Here is an 18,943-nt window from a genome sequence, read left to right as displayed (position 1 = left end):
TTTATTATTAACTCGCTATGTATCCAGCACAGAATTTGTAGAAAGCCTTCCTGAACCTATTTCAGATGGTAGTAATATGTGGTTTCATAAGAAGTATTTATTATTCCTACCCTCGGATATTGATGATAATATGCTTTTAGCAGATATAAAAGGAATTGTTTCAAAAAAATTTCCTTCTTCAGAAATAAAAACGAATGTAGATAAAGAAAAAAATGTTTTAGAACATAGTATTTATATTGATAGCAAAAATATACTGACTATAAGTATTCAAAAGTTTTCAGAAAATTTTAGTCATGAAACAACCTCCGAAATAAAAACTTCATTATCAACTAATTATCCTGTAAATAAATTTATTAAAGAATATTTTGAACCTGTAATCTTTCCCAATCAAAATATACAAGAGGAGAAAAGTTTAAGTAATGAAGAAAACAATAGTGTAGGTGATAAAGAAACACAAAAACCCAAAGTCGCTATTATATTAGATGATGGTGGCTATCGTAATCCGGAAGAAGACCCTGCATTAGAATTATTAAATAAATTAAATATTTCTATTCTTCCTGATACAAGATATAATAAAGAATTAGCAAAAAAAGCCCAGGAGAAAGGCTTTGAAATAATGCTCCATATGCCCATGCAAACAAAACAAGGAGTAAAAAAGGGGTCTTTCCCTTGCGAATTACTTGTAAATATGTCAGAAAAAGAAATTGAGGAAAAAACAGAAAACGCATTGGAACAAATCCCAGATGCAAAAGGTGTAAATAATCATACAGGAGGTGTGTTTACATTAAAAGAAGTTCCATTAAAATCCTTTATGAAGGTTCTCAAAGAAAAAAAAATGTTTTTTGTTGATAGTGTCGTTGTTGGAGGAAGTAAAGCATATCAAGTGGCGAAAGATGAAGGAGTTCCGGCTTTACAAAGAGATATATTTTTAGACCATGAATATACTACATCTAAAATAAAAGAAAGTCTCGAAATACTAAAAAAGATAGCGAAGAAAAAAGGGAAAGCTATAGGGATAGGTCATTTCAGAGATTTAACTATAAAAGTGCTGAAAGAAGAACTTCCTAAATTTGAAGAACAAGGATTTGAATTAGTTCATGTTTCGGAGATGTTTGAATGAAATATGTTCTGGGGATAGAAACATCGTGTGATGAAACAGGGGTTGCTATTGTTAAAGAAGGTCAGGAAGTTATTGTAAATTATCTGGCAAGTCAGGTTCCTATTCATGCTGACTTTGGTGGAGTTGTTCCCGAAATCGCATCTCGCCAACACTTAATACATATTTCCAGATTAATCAGGAAAGTATTAGAGGAAACTAATTATGAACCGGATGCCGTCGCAGTTACTCAAGGTCCCGGTCTTATGGGTTCTTTGTTGGTAGGGGTAAATTTTGCAAAGTCATTTGCATGGAGCAGGAAAATACCTATTATACCTATCCATCATATTGAGGGTCATATTTTCGCATCTATGTTACTTGAACACAAACCCGAATATCCTTTTTTGTCTCTTGTTGTAAGCGGTGGTCATACATTATTAATTGAATGTAAATTACCTCATCAGTATGAAATTATAGGAAATACCAGAGATGATGCAGTAGGGGAATGTTTTGATAAAGTTGCTCGCATATTAGGTCTCCTATATCCGGGAGGACCTTCAATACAAAAAAGTGCAGAAAACGGTAATCCCAAATATTGTTCCTTTCCTCAGGGACTTGCCAATAGTGAATCATTAGAATTTAGTTATAGTGGATTAAAAACCGCCGTTTTATATAAAGTGAGAGAAGTCCCAGAAAAAGATAGAACGACGCAGTGGATTTCTGATATTGCAGCAAGTTTCCAATGGAGTGCTATTGATGTCTTGGTAGCCAAAACAAAGAATGCACTAAAAAAAACAGGATTAAAAAAATTGGTAGTTGCAGGAGGAGTATCAGCCAATGCTCTTCTAAGAAAAAGATTGAAAGAAGAATTAGATATTGATGTGTTTTTACCCGAATTTAAATATTGTTTAGACAATGGAGCCATGATTGCATCCGCAGGATATTTTCGACTTAAAAAGGGATATTCAGCCGATTTCTCTTTTACAGCCAATCCCTCACTTCCATTAAACGGATATATTTCTACCTCTTAAAGTTCCAATCTTCTTTACTGTATTTGCTATCTACAAGTTGTTGTATTCCCTTTATTTCTGTATTTGTAAAAGTAGAATAAAAACCATCTAAAGCAAATGTTTTCAATACGCAGTCGGTAATTTCTTCTTTGGAAAGAGGTAAAGTTCCAACAAAATCTTTGTGTGTTCTTCCTGCTCTATATTCGGGTTGTATCTTGGGTATCTTTAAAACATCTTCCAATAACTCATAATCCAAACGATAAAGTAATGTTCCATGATGCAATAGGACTTTACTATTCCTTCTTTGAGCATTACCCGAAATTTTCTTTCCCATATAACACAAATCACTAATCCCTTCAATAGCCGTTTCTAATCCCCATTCTTGATATAAAGTGGCAATTAATTTAGATAATAAAAAATGATACGAATCACGAATATTTCGTAATTGAGGGTATCTGTCAAGGTTTAAGAAAAGAGAAAAATTAAGGCAACCAGGACCTTGCAAAACAGCACCACCTGCACTACATCTACGCAGAATTTTTATACCATAAAACTTACATCTATCCAAAAAAATTTCTTCATTTACATATTGAGAACTACCTAAAACGACAAAATAAACCTCACTTTCCCAGATACGAAGAATATCTTCTCCATCACCTTGATTTTTCTGATAAAAAAGAAATTCCTCTGCAGACAAATTTTCTTCCGGTGAAGGAAATGTATGTATGATTATACGGATGGACATGAAACTTTCCTAAAATAATAAGTTTAATATATATTTTGTAGTAAGATATTCTATAATAAAAAAATAGAACTTTATAAACACAAGGAGGGAATGATGACAATTCCATTAAAAGAACTCATGGAAATGGCAATACAAATGAATGCTTCAGATATTCACTTGAAATACAATAACCCACCTATATTAAGAATTGATGGAGTATTAAAGAGAATAGACGAGGAAAATATTCTTTCTGATGAAGATTTAAAAGTATATCTTCATGAAATAGCATCTCCTCCAGATGTTAGTAAATATGAAAAAGTTTTTGAACTTGATATTTCATTTTATTTTGAAAATAAAGCACGGTTCCGTGTAAATATTTGTCGTGATGATGGACATATCCGTATTGTTATGCGACTAATTCCCTTGAAAGTATTAACGATAGATGAATTAAATTTACCGCCTATATTAAAAAAATTATGTAAACTAAAAAATGGTTTAATTCTTATTACAGGACCTACAGGAAGTGGCAAATCAACTACGCTTGCAGCAATGATAGATGAGATAAACAACACGCGTTCTGACCATGTTGTTACTATTGAAGACCCCTTGGAATTTGTTCATAGAGATAAACAGAGTATCATAACGCAAAGAGAGATAGGGCATGATACACTTTCCTTTGCAAATGCTTTAAGAGCCGCACTTCGCCAGGACCCCGATGTAATATTGATAGGAGAAATGCGTGATACAGAAACAGTAAGAACAGCGTTATCTTCCGCAGAAACAGGACATCTCGTTTTATCTACATTGCATACCGTTGATGCTGTCGAAACGCTAAACCGTATCATAGAATTTTTTGAACCCCATCAACATTTATTTGTCCGAAAACAGTTAGCGAGTGTTCTACGGGGTGTTATTTCTCAAAGAATAGTGCCAATGGCAAGCGGGACGGGAAGATGTGTTGCTGCAGAAATATTGATAGGCACAAGAGCCGTTCGGGACTTTATCGAACAGGGCAAACCTTTCCGTGACATCGTGTCTCTCATTCAGGAAGGAAAAGACCAATATGGTATGCAAACATTCGACCAGGCTTTGTTTGACCTATGGTCTCAGAAGAGAATCTCTACAGAAACAGCTTTAACTTACGCTACTTCCCCCAAAGACCTCAAACTTAGAATGCAAGGTTTAAGTGGTCATTAACAGAAAATGAATAATGAACCAAAAAAATAATAAAAGCAAAAAAATAATTTTATTTTCATTTTATTTTCTTCTTTTGAATATTATTGTCTATGCAGAAAATTTAATTAAAAACCCAGGTTTTGAAGAAGAAATTAAATCATCTGTTTCATACTGGGCATTATTTATCCAGCCCCAGGATGGCTCTTTTGGAAAAATAGATAAGAAAATATATCATACAGATGAAAATTCAATTTTTTTGACTAATACCAATAACTATCAGAAAGAGCCAGTAAATAATTGGAGCCAGAGAATACCCGTTAATGCTTCTGAAAATAAAGATATGTATTTAGAAGGTTGGATTAAGACAGACAATATTTATAAAGCCTATTTCCTTTTGCAATTCTGGACACAAAATCCCGCTCGAATTATTGAAAGTAAAAAATCAGAAATTCTTTCAGGAACTAATGAGTGGAAGAAATTAAATATAAAAACAAAAATACCGAAAGGAACAGATTTTTGTGTAATTAGGTGTGCCATAGAAGGAACAGGCTGTGCATGGTTTGATGATTTATTATTAACTTATGTAGAAAAAAATGAAGAAGAAATCAAAGAAGATTCAATAACCCCTAAAGAAGAAAATGAAAATAAGGATTTGGGTATAAAAAAAATAGAACAACGATTAGAGGAATTAATAAAAGAGAATACACAATTAAAAAATAAAATTAACATGTTAGAAGAAGAGAATAAAAAGATTAGGGAAAATTTAGAAAAGATAAATAATAATCCAATAGATACAAAAGATATATCCAGCGAACAAAAAGAAAGTGGAAAACCCCCTGAGGTTGAAGAAAAGGTTCCCATTTTAGTCCCACATAAAAAAAATTGGCATATTATTAAGAAAGAACAAGAATGACGCAAGAGTTAAGAATACTTTTAATATCTGTATTAATTGGCTCTTCTGTAGCAGGATGGTTCTTAATTCTGTGGTTCCTATTAAGTATCTTAATTAAAGAAATTAAGAAGAAAAAGTAGTAATTAAATCCCACAATTTTTTAATTAATAATCTCTCATTATTTATTTTGATTATTGATATTATAGATTTGTATAATCGTATAATCTTATTCTTAAAAAATAATAACTATATATAACATAGAATAAAATAAATATATTAATAAAAATAATACAATAAATACAATACTTTCAATAAAAGGTAGTACGCTATGATAAAGTTATCAAAAAAATGCTTTCAGTGTTCATTGATTATCATTTCAATAATTACCGCTTCATTATTCATTATTATGAATGATTTATCAGCCAATGAAGGGGTATTTGTATTAGGAAACGATGCCTTTCAATTGGGGAGAGCTTCCAGTGGAATAGCCAGTCCAAGAAGTGCCTATTGGTGCTATATGAACCCTGCAAGTATGGTGGAATTAGATAAAAGATTAGATGTTAACTGGTATGTAGTAAAAACCGATATGGAAATGCAACCAAGGGGTATTTTAGGAAATCGTTTTGAGGATTTGGATGGAGATGGGTTATTTAATATTGCTTCCGGTGGAATGATTATACCTTTAGAAACAGGGACATTGGGGTTTGGTTTATATGTCCCGAGCGGAACAGGTGTAGATTACCAGAGTTCAAGAAATTTGTTATTGAGACCTTTTAATGCAGACCGTAGATTGTTTTATCAACACGCTCGTCTTGTAGTTGCTTATGCATATAAATTTGATAACGATTGGTCTATAGGTTTTGGACTTCATGGCTCCATATCACGATTTAAATCAGACCATATCACATTGAGTTTATTACCTACTCGAGGTGATTTTGAATGGGATGATTCATTAGGTGCGGGATTTAATATAAGTGTTTATAAAAAATGGGATAAATTTTCAATAGGAGCAACATATACATCCCGCCATTGGACCGAAAAATTTAATAAATACAGAGACTTATTAAAATACCCATTAGACCAGCCTCAGATATTAAATGCAGGTGTTGCCTATGATTTTACGGATAAATTAACCCTGAGTCTGGATTTTAAATGGTTGAATTGGGAAGGAATTCCAGCCTACGGCAGAAACCTATTAGACGGTGGTTTTAATTGGGTAAATCAATTTTGCACAAAAATAGGATTGGAATATCGATTAAATGAAAAGACGAGAATTATGAGTGGTTACAGTCATGGAAACTCTCCAATTACAGAAGACCATGTATTTTTAGCAGGATTAGTTCCTGTGTTATGTGAAGACCATATTACATTAGGAATAGCAAGAAAAATAACCGATAATGATGAAGTAAGTATTTCAGGTGTTCTTGGTTTAAAAAATACGATGAAAGATACTGGCAGGGGAGATTTGCTTTCTCATTTAGGTAAAGGTACTGAACTTAGCACAGGTGGATTTTCTCTCGTATTAGGTTATACCCATCATTTCTAAAAAGATACAAAAGATTTATAAATTTCACTTCTATAAAAAATAGTTAAACAATCGTTTGATTTAATCAAATGTATGTGTTATAATAGATTTGTTAAAATAGGATTTTTATTAAAATATGTTAGAAATAAATCGCGATTGGACAGGAAAAAGACTTGAATTGATTGAAACAGCCGGTCAACTATTTGCAAATTCTGGTATTGATGGCGTTTCTATTCGTGAAATTGCAGAAAAATCAAATGTAAATATTGCCTCTATTAATTACTATTTCGGTTCAAAAGAAAATTTATATATGGAATCTCTTCGATATGTAGCGTGGCAGGTCCGCTGTCCACTTGCTCAAAAAATATTGCAAGATGAAAGCGTGGATTATTCTTCAAAAGAACAATGTATAGAAATAATTAGAAAATTGATTGGGGAAAGAGCTCAGAACTATTTGTCTGATAAGTATCCAGCATGGTATTCGAGATTACTCCTCAGAAGTTTGGTAGAACCACCTCCCAAATATGAGAATGTTATATTCCAAACATTTATTCCAGAGTTAAATGCTTTAGTTGAAGTATTAATGAGATGTAACCCTGCAAATACATTAGCGAAATGTAGATTTTGGGCTTTTTCCATTCTGGGCGAAATTTCTTTCTATGTTTTTGCCGAACCCGGTATTAAATTAGCATTAAATATAGCAGAAAAATATACACAAAAATTTTTGTCGCAACTACAAGAACATATTACCAGTCTGATATTGAAAGGTTTAGACTTAAAAGAGGAATAACTAATATATATGAATTTTAAAGAAAAAATATACATACACAAATTTTTATTAACAACTATATTTATAGCAATGGGTATCTTAACTTCTTGTGCCCATGTTAATCCTGAAAAATATCGAGAAGAATCCCTTAACGAATTTAAACAAAAAATAGAAGAGCAGACTCCCGAAAAAGTTAAAGCAGAACAAGAATTGACTTTAGATGAATGTATTCAAATAGCATTGCAGAATAATGCACAGGTAAAAATATCAGAGATAGAACAAAAAATAGCAAAATTGGAGAAAAATATCGCTTTTTCCAATTTTTTACCACAAATTAGCTCAGAATTTCAGATTGTTAATTACGACCGCAAACCTATGGTTAATTTTGGTCCACTATCAACAGCCATGCAGGACCAAACTATTCGAATGGATACAATTCAATTACAACTACCTATTTTTGCCCCTGCTACATGGTTTTTATATGACCTGCGAAATAAAGGCGTAAATATAACTAATCTTGTCAAAGATTACACCTGTCAGATGATAGCCCTTCAAACAACCGCTTTATATTTCCAGATATTAGCATTGGAGAACATAGAAAAAACTTTACAACTGCAATTAGATAATGCCAATAAACTAACAGAACAAGTGAACGCTTTTTACGAAGAAGGAATGCTTACTCAATCACAAAAAGAGCAGGTCTATTTGTTAAAACAGTCAAGAGAAAGAGATTTGAAACAATGTCAACAAGAGATAGAAACAGTAAAAGCCCAATTTAATACCGTATTGGGAATTTCACCCCTTCAAAAAATCAAATTATCAAAGCAGGTAGACATTCCAATTCCTGCGAACAATACAGAAGAAATGATTTATATTGCACTAAAAAACCACCCTCGTATTTTGATAGAAGACCGTAAAGTAGAAATTAGTGAAGATGAAATAAAACTTGCAATTACTAACTTTTTACCTTTGATAGGTGGCTTTACCCAGTGGCAATATACCTCCAATTCTTATACCTTATATTCTCAATCTGTGTTATCCGGATTACATGGAATATTAACACTATTTAATGGCTTTGCAAATATACAACAGTATCGGATAGCAAGGGAAAAACGAGAAAAGGCATTTTTAGAAAGAGAAGAGACTTCCTTATCTTTAATGGCTGGGGTAATTAGAGCCAAAGCCAATTGGGAAAAGGCAAAAGAAGACCTTAAATTAGCAGAGCAAGCCTACACTTATTATAAAGAGAAATATAGAGAAACTAATGAAAAGTGGAATGAAGGTATGGTTGCTGAAGTAGATATTGTAACAGTACAGAACGAATTAAGCATTGCGGAAATTAATCTTATTAACGCCAGAATTCAAGAACAGATAGCAATAGCTGTGTTATGGAATTCTACCGGAAAAACATATTCAGGAAGTTTAATCTATAACGAAAATGAAAAGGAGAAGTCTAAAGATGGTAAAAAATAAAAAGAAGATACATTATAGATTACTTGTTATCATACCACTCTTTTTATTCAATATGAGTTGTGGTAAACAAATTGTTTCAGCTGAAAAAGGGTCTAATTCTGAAGAGGCTTTCCCTGTAAAAGTAGAAGCTGTTCAAAAGAAATTGTTTAAAAAAACAATTGATGTTCAGGGAACTATTGATTCAAAAGAACATGCTATTGTATCAGCACGAATTGATGGAGTGCTTACAGACTTGTTTGTAGATGAAGGGGATACCGTTGTAGCAAACGAGACACCTTTGTTTCAAGTAGATAAATTAAAAGTAGAACAAGCGTATGAAATTGCAAAACAAGATTTGAATGTTGCAAAATGCGCCATTCGTGAAGCGGATGCCAATCTTGCCAATATGAAAGCACAATTTGATAAAGCACAAATAGACTACGAGAGATTTCAACATCTTTTAGAGAAAAAGGCTGTATCGAAAGATACATTTGAACTTCAGGAAACAAGATATAAGGCTTCAAAAGCAGGATTAGAACATGCAGAAGCAGTTTGTCAATTAGTAAACGAACAATTAAAAAAAGCAGAACATGCCCTTAAAATTGCGGAAAAGACACTTTCAGATTCATTAGTCTATGCACCTATTTCCGGGAAAATAAGTTATAAATTCGTACAAAAAAATGAATTTATAGGTGGAGGAAGACCCGTTGTAAAGATAGATAACCCAGAAGTATTAGAGGTCTCCGCATTTTTACCTGCAGAATATTATCCTTATATAAAGGAAAAAGAGACACAATTAGAATTGTATGTGCAAGAAGAAAAAATTGATACACTTACGGTCAATTATAAAAGTCCTACAGTATTACCCAATTTGCGGACATTTGAAATAAAAGCGATTTTGGATAAAAAAGATGAAAAGATTATACCTGGAGTTATGGCTAAAATAGAAGTATTGTTAGAACAAAGAGAAAACTTAGGCGTTCCAAAAGTCTGTGTGATTACACAAGGTAAGGAAAGATATTTGTATAAGATTGTGGATAGCAAATCTCAAAAAGTAATAGTAAATACAGGTTTTGAGACAGATGGTTGGATAGAAATCATTGAAGGTGAAATAAACGAAGGAGATAAAGTTGTAAGCATGGGACAATCGTTTATTAAAGATAGTCAGACTGTGCAGGTGTTAGAGGAGAGATAAATATGAATTTAATAGAACTATCTGTTCGACGACCTGTTGCAGTTACATGTTTATTTATTGGCCTTACCTTTTTAGGAATAGAAGCCTATTACAGAATGGGACTTGAATTTTTCCCTAAAGTAGATGTTCCTTATGTAACCGTTGTAACCGTATATCCCGGAGCAAGTCCTGAAGAAATTGAAACCGATATAGCACGGCGAATTGAAGATGCTGTTTTTACCATAGATGGGTTAAAGCATGTTACATCAAACTGTATGGAAAATGTGTGTCAAACCTTCCTTGAATTTCAACTTAATGTGGATGTGGATGTCGCTGCGTATGATGTCCGAGAAAAATTAGACCTGATACAAAATGATTTCCCTGAAGGGACAGAAAAGCCTAAAGTATTAAAATTCGATATTAATGCGGTCCCTATAATAGATTTAGCCCTCACAGGAGATATTCCAATAGACGAATTATATGATTACGCTGATAACCAATTGAAGGATAAGTTAACAACAATTGAAGGAGTTGCTAATGTTGAACTTGTCGGTGGTGCAAAAAAAGAAGTTCATGTCCTATTAGATAGAGATAAACTGGCTTCAAGAGGTTTGACTTCTTTAGATATTGTAGAAGCAATTCAAAAAGGAGTTCGACTAATCCCTTCAGGTAGGGTAAGAGAGGGAGAGACGGAATATTCTGTAAAATATGATGCAGAATACCACCAGATAGAACAGCTAGAAACTTTGCCTATAATATCAAAAGAGGGTTCAAGATGTTATATTAAAGATATTGGTAAGGTAGTTTTTAGTTCTAAAGAAATAAGACAATCTGCATTTCTTGATGGAAAATCATGTATATACATTCGTATTGTCAAAAGGGCAGAAGCGAATACAGTAAGAGTTGTTGAGTCTGTTCGTTCCGCTATTGGAAATATACAATCTTCTTTGCCCGTAGGAATGGAATTGGTATGGGTAAATGATGAGGGAAGTTTTATTAAAGCAACTGTGGATAGTACTACAGGTGATATTATTCAAGGGATTATTCTTACAGCATTAATACTTTTCTTCTTCTTGTATAATTTTCGGCTTACTTTTATTGTTGGTATTACAATGCCTTTAACAATAGTCGTAGGACTTTTCTTTATTAGTCTTTTAGGCTACAGTTTAAATATAAGCACACTTATTTCATTAGGGCTGTCTGTAGGGATACTTGTTACAAACTCAATTGTAGTATTAGAGAGTATAATGACAGAATTTCAAAAAAGTCAGGAACCCAAAGAATCAGCGATTAAAGGTGCAAGTCGTGTATTTATTGCCGTACTGGCAAGTGCCGGAACAAATCTTGTAGTGTTATTTCCCATCGCTACTATGGGTTCCCAAGTAGGTCTGTTCTTGGCACCTTTTGCATGGACAATGATTATAGTTACAGCCGTTTCACTGTTCATATCATTTACAATGACACCATTGCTCGCTTCTATTTTGTTAAAATCTACGAAAAAAAGAGGTATTATTTATAAGTTTGAACAAATATTTAATATGTTTTTAGATTTTATGAAAAATGGTTATATAGGGGTCTTGAAATTCTTTGAACATAGACGATTGACTTCCCTTTTATTTACTTTCGGTATTGTTGTTATATTTATCCTTACCTTTAATCTAATTCAAAAAATAGGATTCGGGTTCTTTGAGGAACCAGACAGAGGAACTCTTTTTATCAGATTAGAATATCCCACGCATTATAGTTTGAAAAATACAATAAAGAGAGTTAAAGAAGTGGAGGAAAGAGTAAAAGACTTGCCTTATTTAAAACATGTGCTTTCTTCTGTAGGTAAAATACAGGGGATAATGGGGCAAACATCGGAAGGTGTTTATGTCGCACAAATACTACTTGTCTTTAATGAGAAACCAGAACGACCTGATATGCCTATTGACAAAATAAAAGATAAAGTAAGAAAATTGTTAGAGAATTATCCCGATTGCAAATATAGTGTGGGAAGTCCAACTGCAATAGGTGGACAATCTATCCCTATTGAATTAGAAATTTTTGGGGAAGATAGAGAAGAAATACAAAAAATTGTTAAAAGATTAGAAACGCAAGCAAAAAGTTTAGAAGGATTAAAAGATATTGATACAAGTATTCGTGGCGGAAGACCCGAATTGAAGATTTATCCAGACAAACCTTTGCTTTCGGATATAAATTTCCCTCCTGTAATTTTAGGTATGCTTCTTCGTGGAAATCTTGAAGGTATAACAGCAGGAGTTTATAAACAGCAAGGAAGGAATTATGATATCGTTGTTAAATTCGACGAAATAGAAGGGAAACAGCAGGTAGAAAATTTCTTGTTACCTGGTGCACCCGGAAAACCTATTAATTTAACAACTGTTGCCAAAATAGAAGAAAAAACAGCACCTGTAAATGTTTTAAGAAAAGATAAACGGAAAATAGAAAAGTTATTTGCTGGACTTGCACCTCGTAAACCATTAGGAACTGCCGTTGCAGAATTGACAGATGTGATAAAGAAATATGGAAATTTACCTCAGGGATACGATTATTATTTCTTTGGTGAAAATGAAGTAATGGTAGAAGCACAACAGGAATTTGCAAGAGCAGGTATTATTGCTATCGTCCTTATTATTCTTGTATTGGCAGCCATTCTTGAATCTTTCAAACAACCATTTTTTATATTAGTAACCTTACCTTTAGGATTAATAGGTGTTGTTCTATCTTTATACCTAACAGGTTATTCAATTTCTATGTTTGTCTTACTTGGTCTTGTTATGCTATCCGGTATTGTAGTAAACAATGCCATTCTAATAATTGACCGACTTAATCAACTTGTAGCATCTGGTGTTTCAAGACATAAGGCTATGATACAATCTGCTGGTGAACAATTTAGACCTATACTTATGATTACATTAGCCGCAGTTGCTGGTATGATTCCGATAGCAACCGGGAAAGGTTTGGGAAGTGAAATAAGAACAGATTTAGGTATTGCAAGTATCGGCGGTATTGCTTTTAGTGGTGTGCTAACCTTAATTGTTATACCTGTTCTATATGACCTGTTTACTCGTGGGAAAATAGAAAATAACAAATAGAATTTATAATCAAATGCCCTACATATTCTCACTTGTATTTATTGCTCATTTCATTTTCAGTAATGCCAACGAGATTGGAACAAATGAACTACAATGGCTTACTTCGGATTCTTCAATTAAAAAGAAAATAATTACTACTTCTGATAAAGAAAAGATTTACGAATTAGAAGTAGTAGAAAGCGATAAAGATAATAAATGGCATCATTATTATTGTGATTTCCCAGTAGAGGAAGGACAGTTTGTTCATGCTAACGCTCGGATGCGTTTACTCTGGCATGAAAATTCTATAGGGGGAGGACTTAGTATAAGTTTTATAGATAATGAAGGAAAAAGGATAGAATATGTCGAAGAGAGACTTACCGAACCTACACAACATTATATCCCTATAAAGTTATATGCAAAGACGCCCCCCAAAACAAAAAAAGTAAGAGTATCCATATATATACATAATCAAGGAAAAATTGAAAGTACGGAACCAATTTTTTCCTGTCTTTCTGCTGCAAATGTTTGTAATGAGGATATAATCCATCTAAATATTAGTAAAAAACCGATAAAGTTCCCTTTGATTGGATTTGGTGCAGAGGACGATGGAAGATTTTATGATAAGAATAATTCACAGGACGGTGTAAATGAAGAAGCCATAAAAATTCGTAAAGATAGGCTTAGTGAATTAAAACCTCATTGGGTTCGAACATTTACCTGGTTCAAAGATTGGAATCCTTCAGATGATGGGAAAACATTTACATTTGAAAGCGACGGAATGCAAAGTTTATGCAGGACTTTACAAGAATATAAAGATTTGAATACAAAGGTTAATATAACATGTGTTGATTGGGGTATGAAAGATACATGGGAGAACATAGAAAAAAGAGTGAATACTATAATTGCACTTCTGAATTACCTTATTAAAATAAAAAAATTTGACAATATAAAATATTTTACTCTAACAAATGAACCGAATTATTTCTTCAAAACATATGACAATAGACTGAACAAATTTATTGAAATTCATAAGTTGTTGAAGGAGGAATTCAAAAAAAATAATATTAAACTTAAAATAATCGGCAGTGATGATGCTATGGGCACCGATTGGTTGGAGGCCTGTCTGGAGAATAAGGATTATAGCCATATAGTAAATTTATGGGCATCGCATTTTTATTGTCATTTTAGCAGCTCTTATTTCACAAACGAATTATTTAAAACCCGTTTAGAATTAGTAAAAAATAGCAAACTTAATAGCAAAAAACCTTTTGTTGTTACTGAATTTGGTATAACAGACCATAGATTTCAACCTCCATCCATTAATCCTATTATGCAAGAATATGATGGCGCACTTTATACATATTCAGCAATGATAGATGGGTTAAATCAAGGAGTATCAGGTTTTAGTATATGGTGTTTACAGGAAGTAAGGTATCCGGGGCTAAAAGAACCTATGAGGATAGGCCTATGGGGTTATGCGGATAAAAATTGGCAGTTATTTCCTATTTATTATGCTTTGAAAATTTTTACGAACAATACACATCCAGGAGATAAAATTTACCCGGTTATTACTACAAATCCTGTTTTCATTAAAATCACAAAAATTGGGGACAATCTATTTTGGGCAAACCTATCTAATAAACAACAAAAAATAGAGTTTAAAGACAAAAACAAACAAAAACATGTTTATATTTATGAAAACAAACAAGAAAAGTGTGTCGCTTTTTGTAAAATAATAAATACCGATGATAATACAATCTTTTTACCTGCCAGAAGTTTTGGATATATTAAATAGAAAAATTAAACAGGAAGAACTATTAAATCTTTATTCGAAGTGGTTAGCCGTTCGTATCCGTCATTTGTTATTAAAACAGTATCTTCTATACGAACACCGCCTTTATCAGGTATATAAATACCTGGCTCGATCGTAATAATAAAACCTTCTTTTAATATAGAGGAACTATCAGTGTTTAACCGTGGTGGTTCATGAATTTCCATTCCAACGCCATGTCCTAAACCATGTCCAAAGTATTTTCCAAAACCTTTTCCAGATATATAACTACGGGCTATATTATCAATTTCATTTGAATATTTACCCGGACATAGAACCGATAAAGCAGAAAGTTGAGCCGATAATACTGTTTCATACATATCTATAAACCATGTTCCGGGTATGACACCCAATACAAATGTTCTCGTTAAGTCTGAACAATAACCTTTATAAATACAACCACAATCAATTAAGACAATATCACCAATCGAGAGTTTTTTATCACCTGGTTTGCCATGAGGCAGAGATGAATTTTTACCAAATAAAACAATTGTGTCAAAAGCAGAACCATCAGCACCCTGCAATCGAAATTCATAATCTATCCGAGAAGCTATTTCCCGTTCTGTAACCCCTTCTTTAAGTGCTGACATACAATTATATATACTGGTTTCTGTTATTTTACATGCATTTCGAATGGTTTCTATTTCAAAACCTTCCTTCACCATTCGCAATTGAGAAAGAGCGTCATTTATTCCAACAAGTTCCACCTTACAATTTTCTTTTAGTTTTTCTGCTAATTGTAAACTTATTTTTTCTGTATGAATAGCGATTTTTTGTATTTTTAAGGAATTGATTAATTGGAAAAGATTATTTACTAATTCTCCTGAGACAATAATAACTGTAAAGTTAAAGACTTCTTTTCCAACTTGTTCCTCATAACGAAAATCCGTAAGGAAATAGCTTTTTTCAAGTGTAACTAACAAGGCGGATGTGGAACCTGTAAAGCCTGAAAAATAACGATTATAAATGGGGCAAAGACTTATAAAAGCATCACAGTTGTATTGTTTTAGGATATTCCTAATTTTATCAACTCTTTTTTGTAAAAAATGAACAATACTCATTCTAACTTTCCCGTTCTTACCAGATATTTAATTGGGCTCGTTTTTCTTTTAATTCACTTACATATTGACTTGCTTCATCTATTTTTTTGCGAATTATTTCTATTTCATCAGGAGAGTTATTTTTTTCAAAAAAACCAATAGCATCTTTCATATGGGCAATGTATTCATCCCAATAAAACGGTACATTTTTCCATATTGATGCACTTTTCTCAAAATTATCAATAGCAAGTTTTATGTAAGAATTTTGTTCGTCCGGGTTATTACAATCTTTTGCTCCTGCAAACCAAAGTGCTTTCCCGTAGTTATAATATAGGTCCCCATTATGTGGACTTCTTCTTATTGCTTCATTAGCCCAATAGAGCATTTCTTTACGCGAATTGTTGACAATTTCAAGGTCAGTCTCAGGGGATGAATACAGAAATAACAACTTGTTTATTTCACTAAGATAATTAGGAATATCCTCTTGATAGGGGAAGATATTATCTACCTGTTTTAGATAATCTGCATAATGAACACTTGAATTACGAATTCTATTTATAAGTAGCCAGGGTTCTTTGACAAGTAAAACAGCGTTATCGGGAACGGGGTTTCCTTCGGGTAAAAGTTTTGCCTTATTACTACCTGGTCCCTCCGGAACATATAAATTACCGAACATTCTAAGTTTGTTCAAATCAACAAAAAAGTATTTAAGAATGGTAGCGGACATTTTTGGTTGTTTATCTGTTTTATTGAGAGCAAAGTTTAACACATCGGTAAATACATAATTTATAGACTTTAAAACAAGCGGAATTTCGGTATCTTTACCTACATTAAGGAAAGACATTCGACTACGAACTAAATCCCGAGCATAGGGAAAGGTAGAAGCGATAAGAAGAATAGAGCATGCCAGAGAGGTAATAATTGTTACAGGAAGCGAATTGATTTTTTGAGGAAGAGGACTATCAACATTCATTTTTTCAGTTTGTGTTTCATTTAAAAATACCGCCAATCCTATAATGAAATAAGTAACAAGGGATGGATGTGAAAAATGTATATCCAGACCAGCATGGATAAGAAAGGCTAAAATCCCAATACTCCACACAATAGCATAATAATTTCTATTTTCTTTTACACATCGTGCTATTTTATAAAAAATAGTTAAAATAAAAAATAAAAAGAAAAATCCACCTAAAATACCTGTTTCACATAATATTTGAAGGTATCCATTATGACACTCTTTAACATCTCCTGCACCTATATATTGATAGTGGGGATATGCAAGCGCAAAGTTTCCCAATCCAACACCTGTAAAGAAATTATGGAACCACATATTTAATCCTACTTTCCAATAACTCCAACGCAATCGAAAAGAAGATGGGTCACTTAAATGCTCCCATGAAACACCCACTCCACTTTCCATTATTTCCTCTGCCGCTTTATTCTCATTTCCTAAATTGTTGTAAGTATTTTTCTCATTAGAAAAAGTTTCTTTATTTGTTGTGTCCTGTTGTGTGTTTTCTGCAAATGCCATACTTGCTAATAGGGAGACAGATAAAAGGCAAAAACCAGCTATAAATAGGAAAATTATAGATTGAAAAATTCGTTTCCTTTGTGTATCAAAATATCGGAAGTAAATAAATAGCATAAACAACAAAAATATTGAAAGGAAAAGGCTTACCCAAGAACCTCTTGAATAAGTTAGCCATAAAGATAATAAAGAAAAGAAAGAACAAAGTGAAAAAATAATAGAAAAAATAAAATATTTCCCCGCCGGGTGTCCTTTTTTAAGGCATATCCACGCAAATAACCCTGACGGAATTAAACTCATCAGTGATGCGAAACCCGCAGTTAAATAGACATCAATATTTGAATTCTCTTCAAAAGTATACGTTAATGGAAAAAGTTCTGTAGCATAAATAATTATGGTCGAAAGAAACCAGATAATAGCCGTTTGTATTAAAACACTGCGTTCCTCTTTCTTCTTAATAGGTTCTTTATTAGAAATTTGCCATTCATTGTAAAGCATATAAATATAATAAAAAGACCAGTAAATAACAATAGGCAAAAGCAGGATGATAAAACCACCCAACGCATTCGGAAAAAGCATTGTTCCAAAGGCACGATTGATATTAAAACGATAAATTAGTTCTTTAGAAAGTTCTGCTGTTCCAAAAAACTTGATACGTAAAGACGGGTCCATTAAAAGACTTTTTCTCAAAAAAGGTAAGACATATTGGAAATGGTAAAAGGCATACCATGTTTGCAAACCAAGGGTTAACAAAATTACCCATGTAAGGATATTCTTTTGTGAAGTTGTCTTAATACTTCCGTATGCTGATAAAAACAGTAAAGCATAAGATGCCCATAAAATAAGATGGCGATAAGTTTTTCCAATTTGCCATGAAACAGGTAGTAATAGAATAAGAATAAAAATAAATGAAAGAAGAGTAATCGTGTGAATGTCTAATCTGATTTTTTCTCTTAGTAAGAAGGTCCTGATAATGTAGGATAATGAAACTAAAATAATCGCCCAGACAAAATAGGTATTATCTGTTGGATAGGTATACCCATCAAGCCAACAACGGATTAATGAAATACCACATATCCCAAAAATTGGATGAATGATAGCAAGCCCAGCGACAGACACAAGAGATGCGAATACGATACCAATATCTATACTACCTTTGGGATATCTTGTAAAGTTTAACACATCAAAATGAGACAAAAACCAGGGCTTGAATGCATCTAATATATTGAAATAAGTTAGCAATAAAATAACAGCGGATAACAGAAAAGTAATAATAAGGGTGGTAAAAAAGTATATTAGAGGTATATCAAGAATTTTTTCATTAAGTTCCAGACCATTTTGAAAAAAATGAAATTTATTTGAGGTGTCTTCTTGAATAATTTTTTTAGTAAATTTTTTTGTCTTTTTCATATCAAACCTGATTTCTGGAGATTATTTACCATTTGTACTTTTAGGGGCATTCATTAACAATACGATTAGAATATATATACCTAATACCTGAAGTATAATCAGGACACTAAAATTAAAACTTAACATGGGAAGAAAAAGAGCACTAATACCGGAGATAACCCCTACCAACCAGATAAATTCTACCGCCTGACGAGAAGTCATTCCTAATTCTACAAGGCGATGTGAAAAATGCCTTT

General features: G+C 32.7%; 14 protein-coding genes. 10 read left to right on the top strand and 4 right to left on the bottom strand.

Features of this window, described 5'->3' with window-relative positions:
* Both PLA12_10745 and tsaD read left to right on the top strand, forming a co-directional pair.
* Positions 1-1,120: divergent polysaccharide deacetylase family protein (locus PLA12_10745; protein ID HOQ32975.1), on the top strand; the 1,120-nt coding region annotated here is incomplete at its 5' end.
* On the top strand, positions 1,117-2,127 hold the full coding sequence (gene tsaD / locus PLA12_10740) for a tRNA (adenosine(37)-N6)-threonylcarbamoyltransferase complex transferase subunit TsaD (GenBank protein HOQ32974.1): 1,011 nt from the start codon (positions 1,117-1,119) through the stop codon (positions 2,125-2,127). The genes PLA12_10745 and tsaD, both read left to right, overlap by 4 nt.
* Here the strand turns inward: tsaD and PLA12_10735 are convergent.
* Complete coding sequence (locus PLA12_10735) at positions 2,117-2,851, bottom strand: lipoate--protein ligase family protein (protein ID HOQ32973.1); 735 nt, start codon at positions 2,849-2,851, stop codon at positions 2,117-2,119. The two genes, tsaD and PLA12_10735, sit on opposite strands and share 11 nt — an antisense overlap.
* Before the next feature lie 93 nt (positions 2,852-2,944).
* On the opposite strand from PLA12_10735, the gene PLA12_10730 reads away from it, so the two are divergent.
* From PLA12_10730 to PLA12_10695, 8 genes are all read left to right on the top strand, one after another.
* Complete coding sequence (locus PLA12_10730; GenBank protein HOQ32972.1) at positions 2,945-4,027, top strand: type IV pilus twitching motility protein PilT; 1,083 nt, start codon at positions 2,945-2,947, stop codon at positions 4,025-4,027.
* A gap of 13 nt (positions 4,028-4,040) precedes the next feature.
* Positions 4,041-4,919: a hypothetical protein gene (locus PLA12_10725; GenBank protein ID HOQ32971.1), complete on the top strand. Its 879-nt coding sequence runs from the start codon at positions 4,041-4,043 to the stop codon at positions 4,917-4,919.
* Between the two features lie 307 nt (positions 4,920-5,226).
* A complete protein-coding gene (locus PLA12_10720; protein ID HOQ32970.1) occupies positions 5,227-6,444 on the top strand; it encodes a hypothetical protein in 1,218 nt (405 codons plus the stop codon).
* Between the two features lie 115 nt (positions 6,445-6,559).
* Positions 6,560-7,213, top strand: a complete 654-nt coding sequence (locus PLA12_10715) for a CerR family C-terminal domain-containing protein (protein HOQ32969.1) — start codon at positions 6,560-6,562, stop codon at positions 7,211-7,213.
* A 9-nt stretch (positions 7,214-7,222) separates the two neighbouring features.
* Positions 7,223-8,665, top strand: coding sequence for a TolC family protein (locus PLA12_10710; GenBank protein HOQ32968.1), 1,443 nt, complete (start codon positions 7,223-7,225; stop codon positions 8,663-8,665).
* The gene (locus tag PLA12_10705) at positions 8,652-9,839 is read left to right on the top strand and encodes an efflux RND transporter periplasmic adaptor subunit (protein HOQ32967.1); all 1,188 of its coding nucleotides are present in this window, start codon (positions 8,652-8,654) and stop codon (positions 9,837-9,839) included. Before PLA12_10710 ends, PLA12_10705 begins: the two co-directional genes overlap by 14 nt.
* A gap of 2 nt (positions 9,840-9,841) precedes the next feature.
* Positions 9,842-12,916 (top strand): efflux RND transporter permease subunit, encoded by a 3,075-nt coding sequence (locus PLA12_10700; GenBank protein HOQ32966.1) that lies wholly within the window; start codon positions 9,842-9,844, stop codon positions 12,914-12,916.
* Positions 12,917-12,929: 13 nt separating this feature from the next.
* Positions 12,930-14,693 carry a hypothetical protein gene (locus PLA12_10695; protein HOQ32965.1) on the top strand — a complete coding sequence of 588 codons (1,764 nt, stop codon included), beginning with the start codon at positions 12,930-12,932 and terminating at the stop codon, positions 14,691-14,693.
* A 5-nt stretch (positions 14,694-14,698) separates the two neighbouring features.
* Here PLA12_10695 and PLA12_10690 read toward each other — a convergent pair whose 3' ends face one another.
* From PLA12_10690 to PLA12_10680, 3 genes are all read right to left on the bottom strand, one after another.
* Positions 14,699-15,790 (bottom strand): aminopeptidase P family protein, encoded by a 1,092-nt coding sequence (locus PLA12_10690; GenBank protein HOQ32964.1) that lies wholly within the window; start codon positions 15,788-15,790, stop codon positions 14,699-14,701.
* A gap of 16 nt (positions 15,791-15,806) precedes the next feature.
* On the bottom strand, positions 15,807-18,707 hold the full coding sequence (locus PLA12_10685) for an O-antigen ligase family protein (protein ID HOQ32963.1): 2,901 nt from the start codon (positions 18,705-18,707) through the stop codon (positions 15,807-15,809).
* 21 nt (positions 18,708-18,728) lie between these two features.
* Positions 18,729-18,943: hypothetical protein (locus PLA12_10680; protein ID HOQ32962.1), on the bottom strand; the 215-nt coding region annotated here is incomplete at its 5' end.

Source organism: Candidatus Hydrogenedens sp. (assembly GCA_035378955.1).
In the GTDB taxonomy this organism is placed as follows: domain Bacteria; phylum Hydrogenedentota; class Hydrogenedentia; order Hydrogenedentales; family Hydrogenedentaceae; genus Hydrogenedens.
Note: the sequence above shows the minus strand (reverse complement) of the source record. Positions and strands in the feature narration are given on the sequence as shown.

Coding starts and splice junctions, on each gene's coding strand:
- PLA12_10705 (HOQ32967.1), top strand. CDS start 8,652: ATGGTAAAAAATAAAAAGAAGATACATTATAGATTACTTGTTATCATA.
- PLA12_10700 (HOQ32966.1), top strand. CDS start 9,842: ATGAATTTAATAGAACTATCTGTTCGACGACCTGTTGCAGTTACATGT.
- PLA12_10715 (HOQ32969.1), top strand. CDS start 6,560: ATGTTAGAAATAAATCGCGATTGGACAGGAAAAAGACTTGAATTGATT.
- PLA12_10720 (HOQ32970.1), top strand. CDS start 5,227: ATGATAAAGTTATCAAAAAAATGCTTTCAGTGTTCATTGATTATCATT.
- PLA12_10735 (HOQ32973.1), bottom strand. CDS start 2,851: ATGTCCATCCGTATAATCATACATACATTTCCTTCACCGGAAGAAAAT.
- PLA12_10725 (HOQ32971.1), top strand. CDS start 4,041: ATGAACCAAAAAAATAATAAAAGCAAAAAAATAATTTTATTTTCATTT.
- PLA12_10710 (HOQ32968.1), top strand. CDS start 7,223: ATGAATTTTAAAGAAAAAATATACATACACAAATTTTTATTAACAACT.
- PLA12_10695 (HOQ32965.1), top strand. CDS start 12,930: ATGCCCTACATATTCTCACTTGTATTTATTGCTCATTTCATTTTCAGT.
- PLA12_10690 (HOQ32964.1), bottom strand. CDS start 15,790: ATGAGTATTGTTCATTTTTTACAAAAAAGAGTTGATAAAATTAGGAAT.
- PLA12_10685 (HOQ32963.1), bottom strand. CDS start 18,707: ATGAAAAAGACAAAAAAATTTACTAAAAAAATTATTCAAGAAGACACC.
- tsaD (HOQ32974.1), top strand. CDS start 1,117: ATGAAATATGTTCTGGGGATAGAAACATCGTGTGATGAAACAGGGGTT.
- PLA12_10730 (HOQ32972.1), top strand. CDS start 2,945: ATGACAATTCCATTAAAAGAACTCATGGAAATGGCAATACAAATGAAT.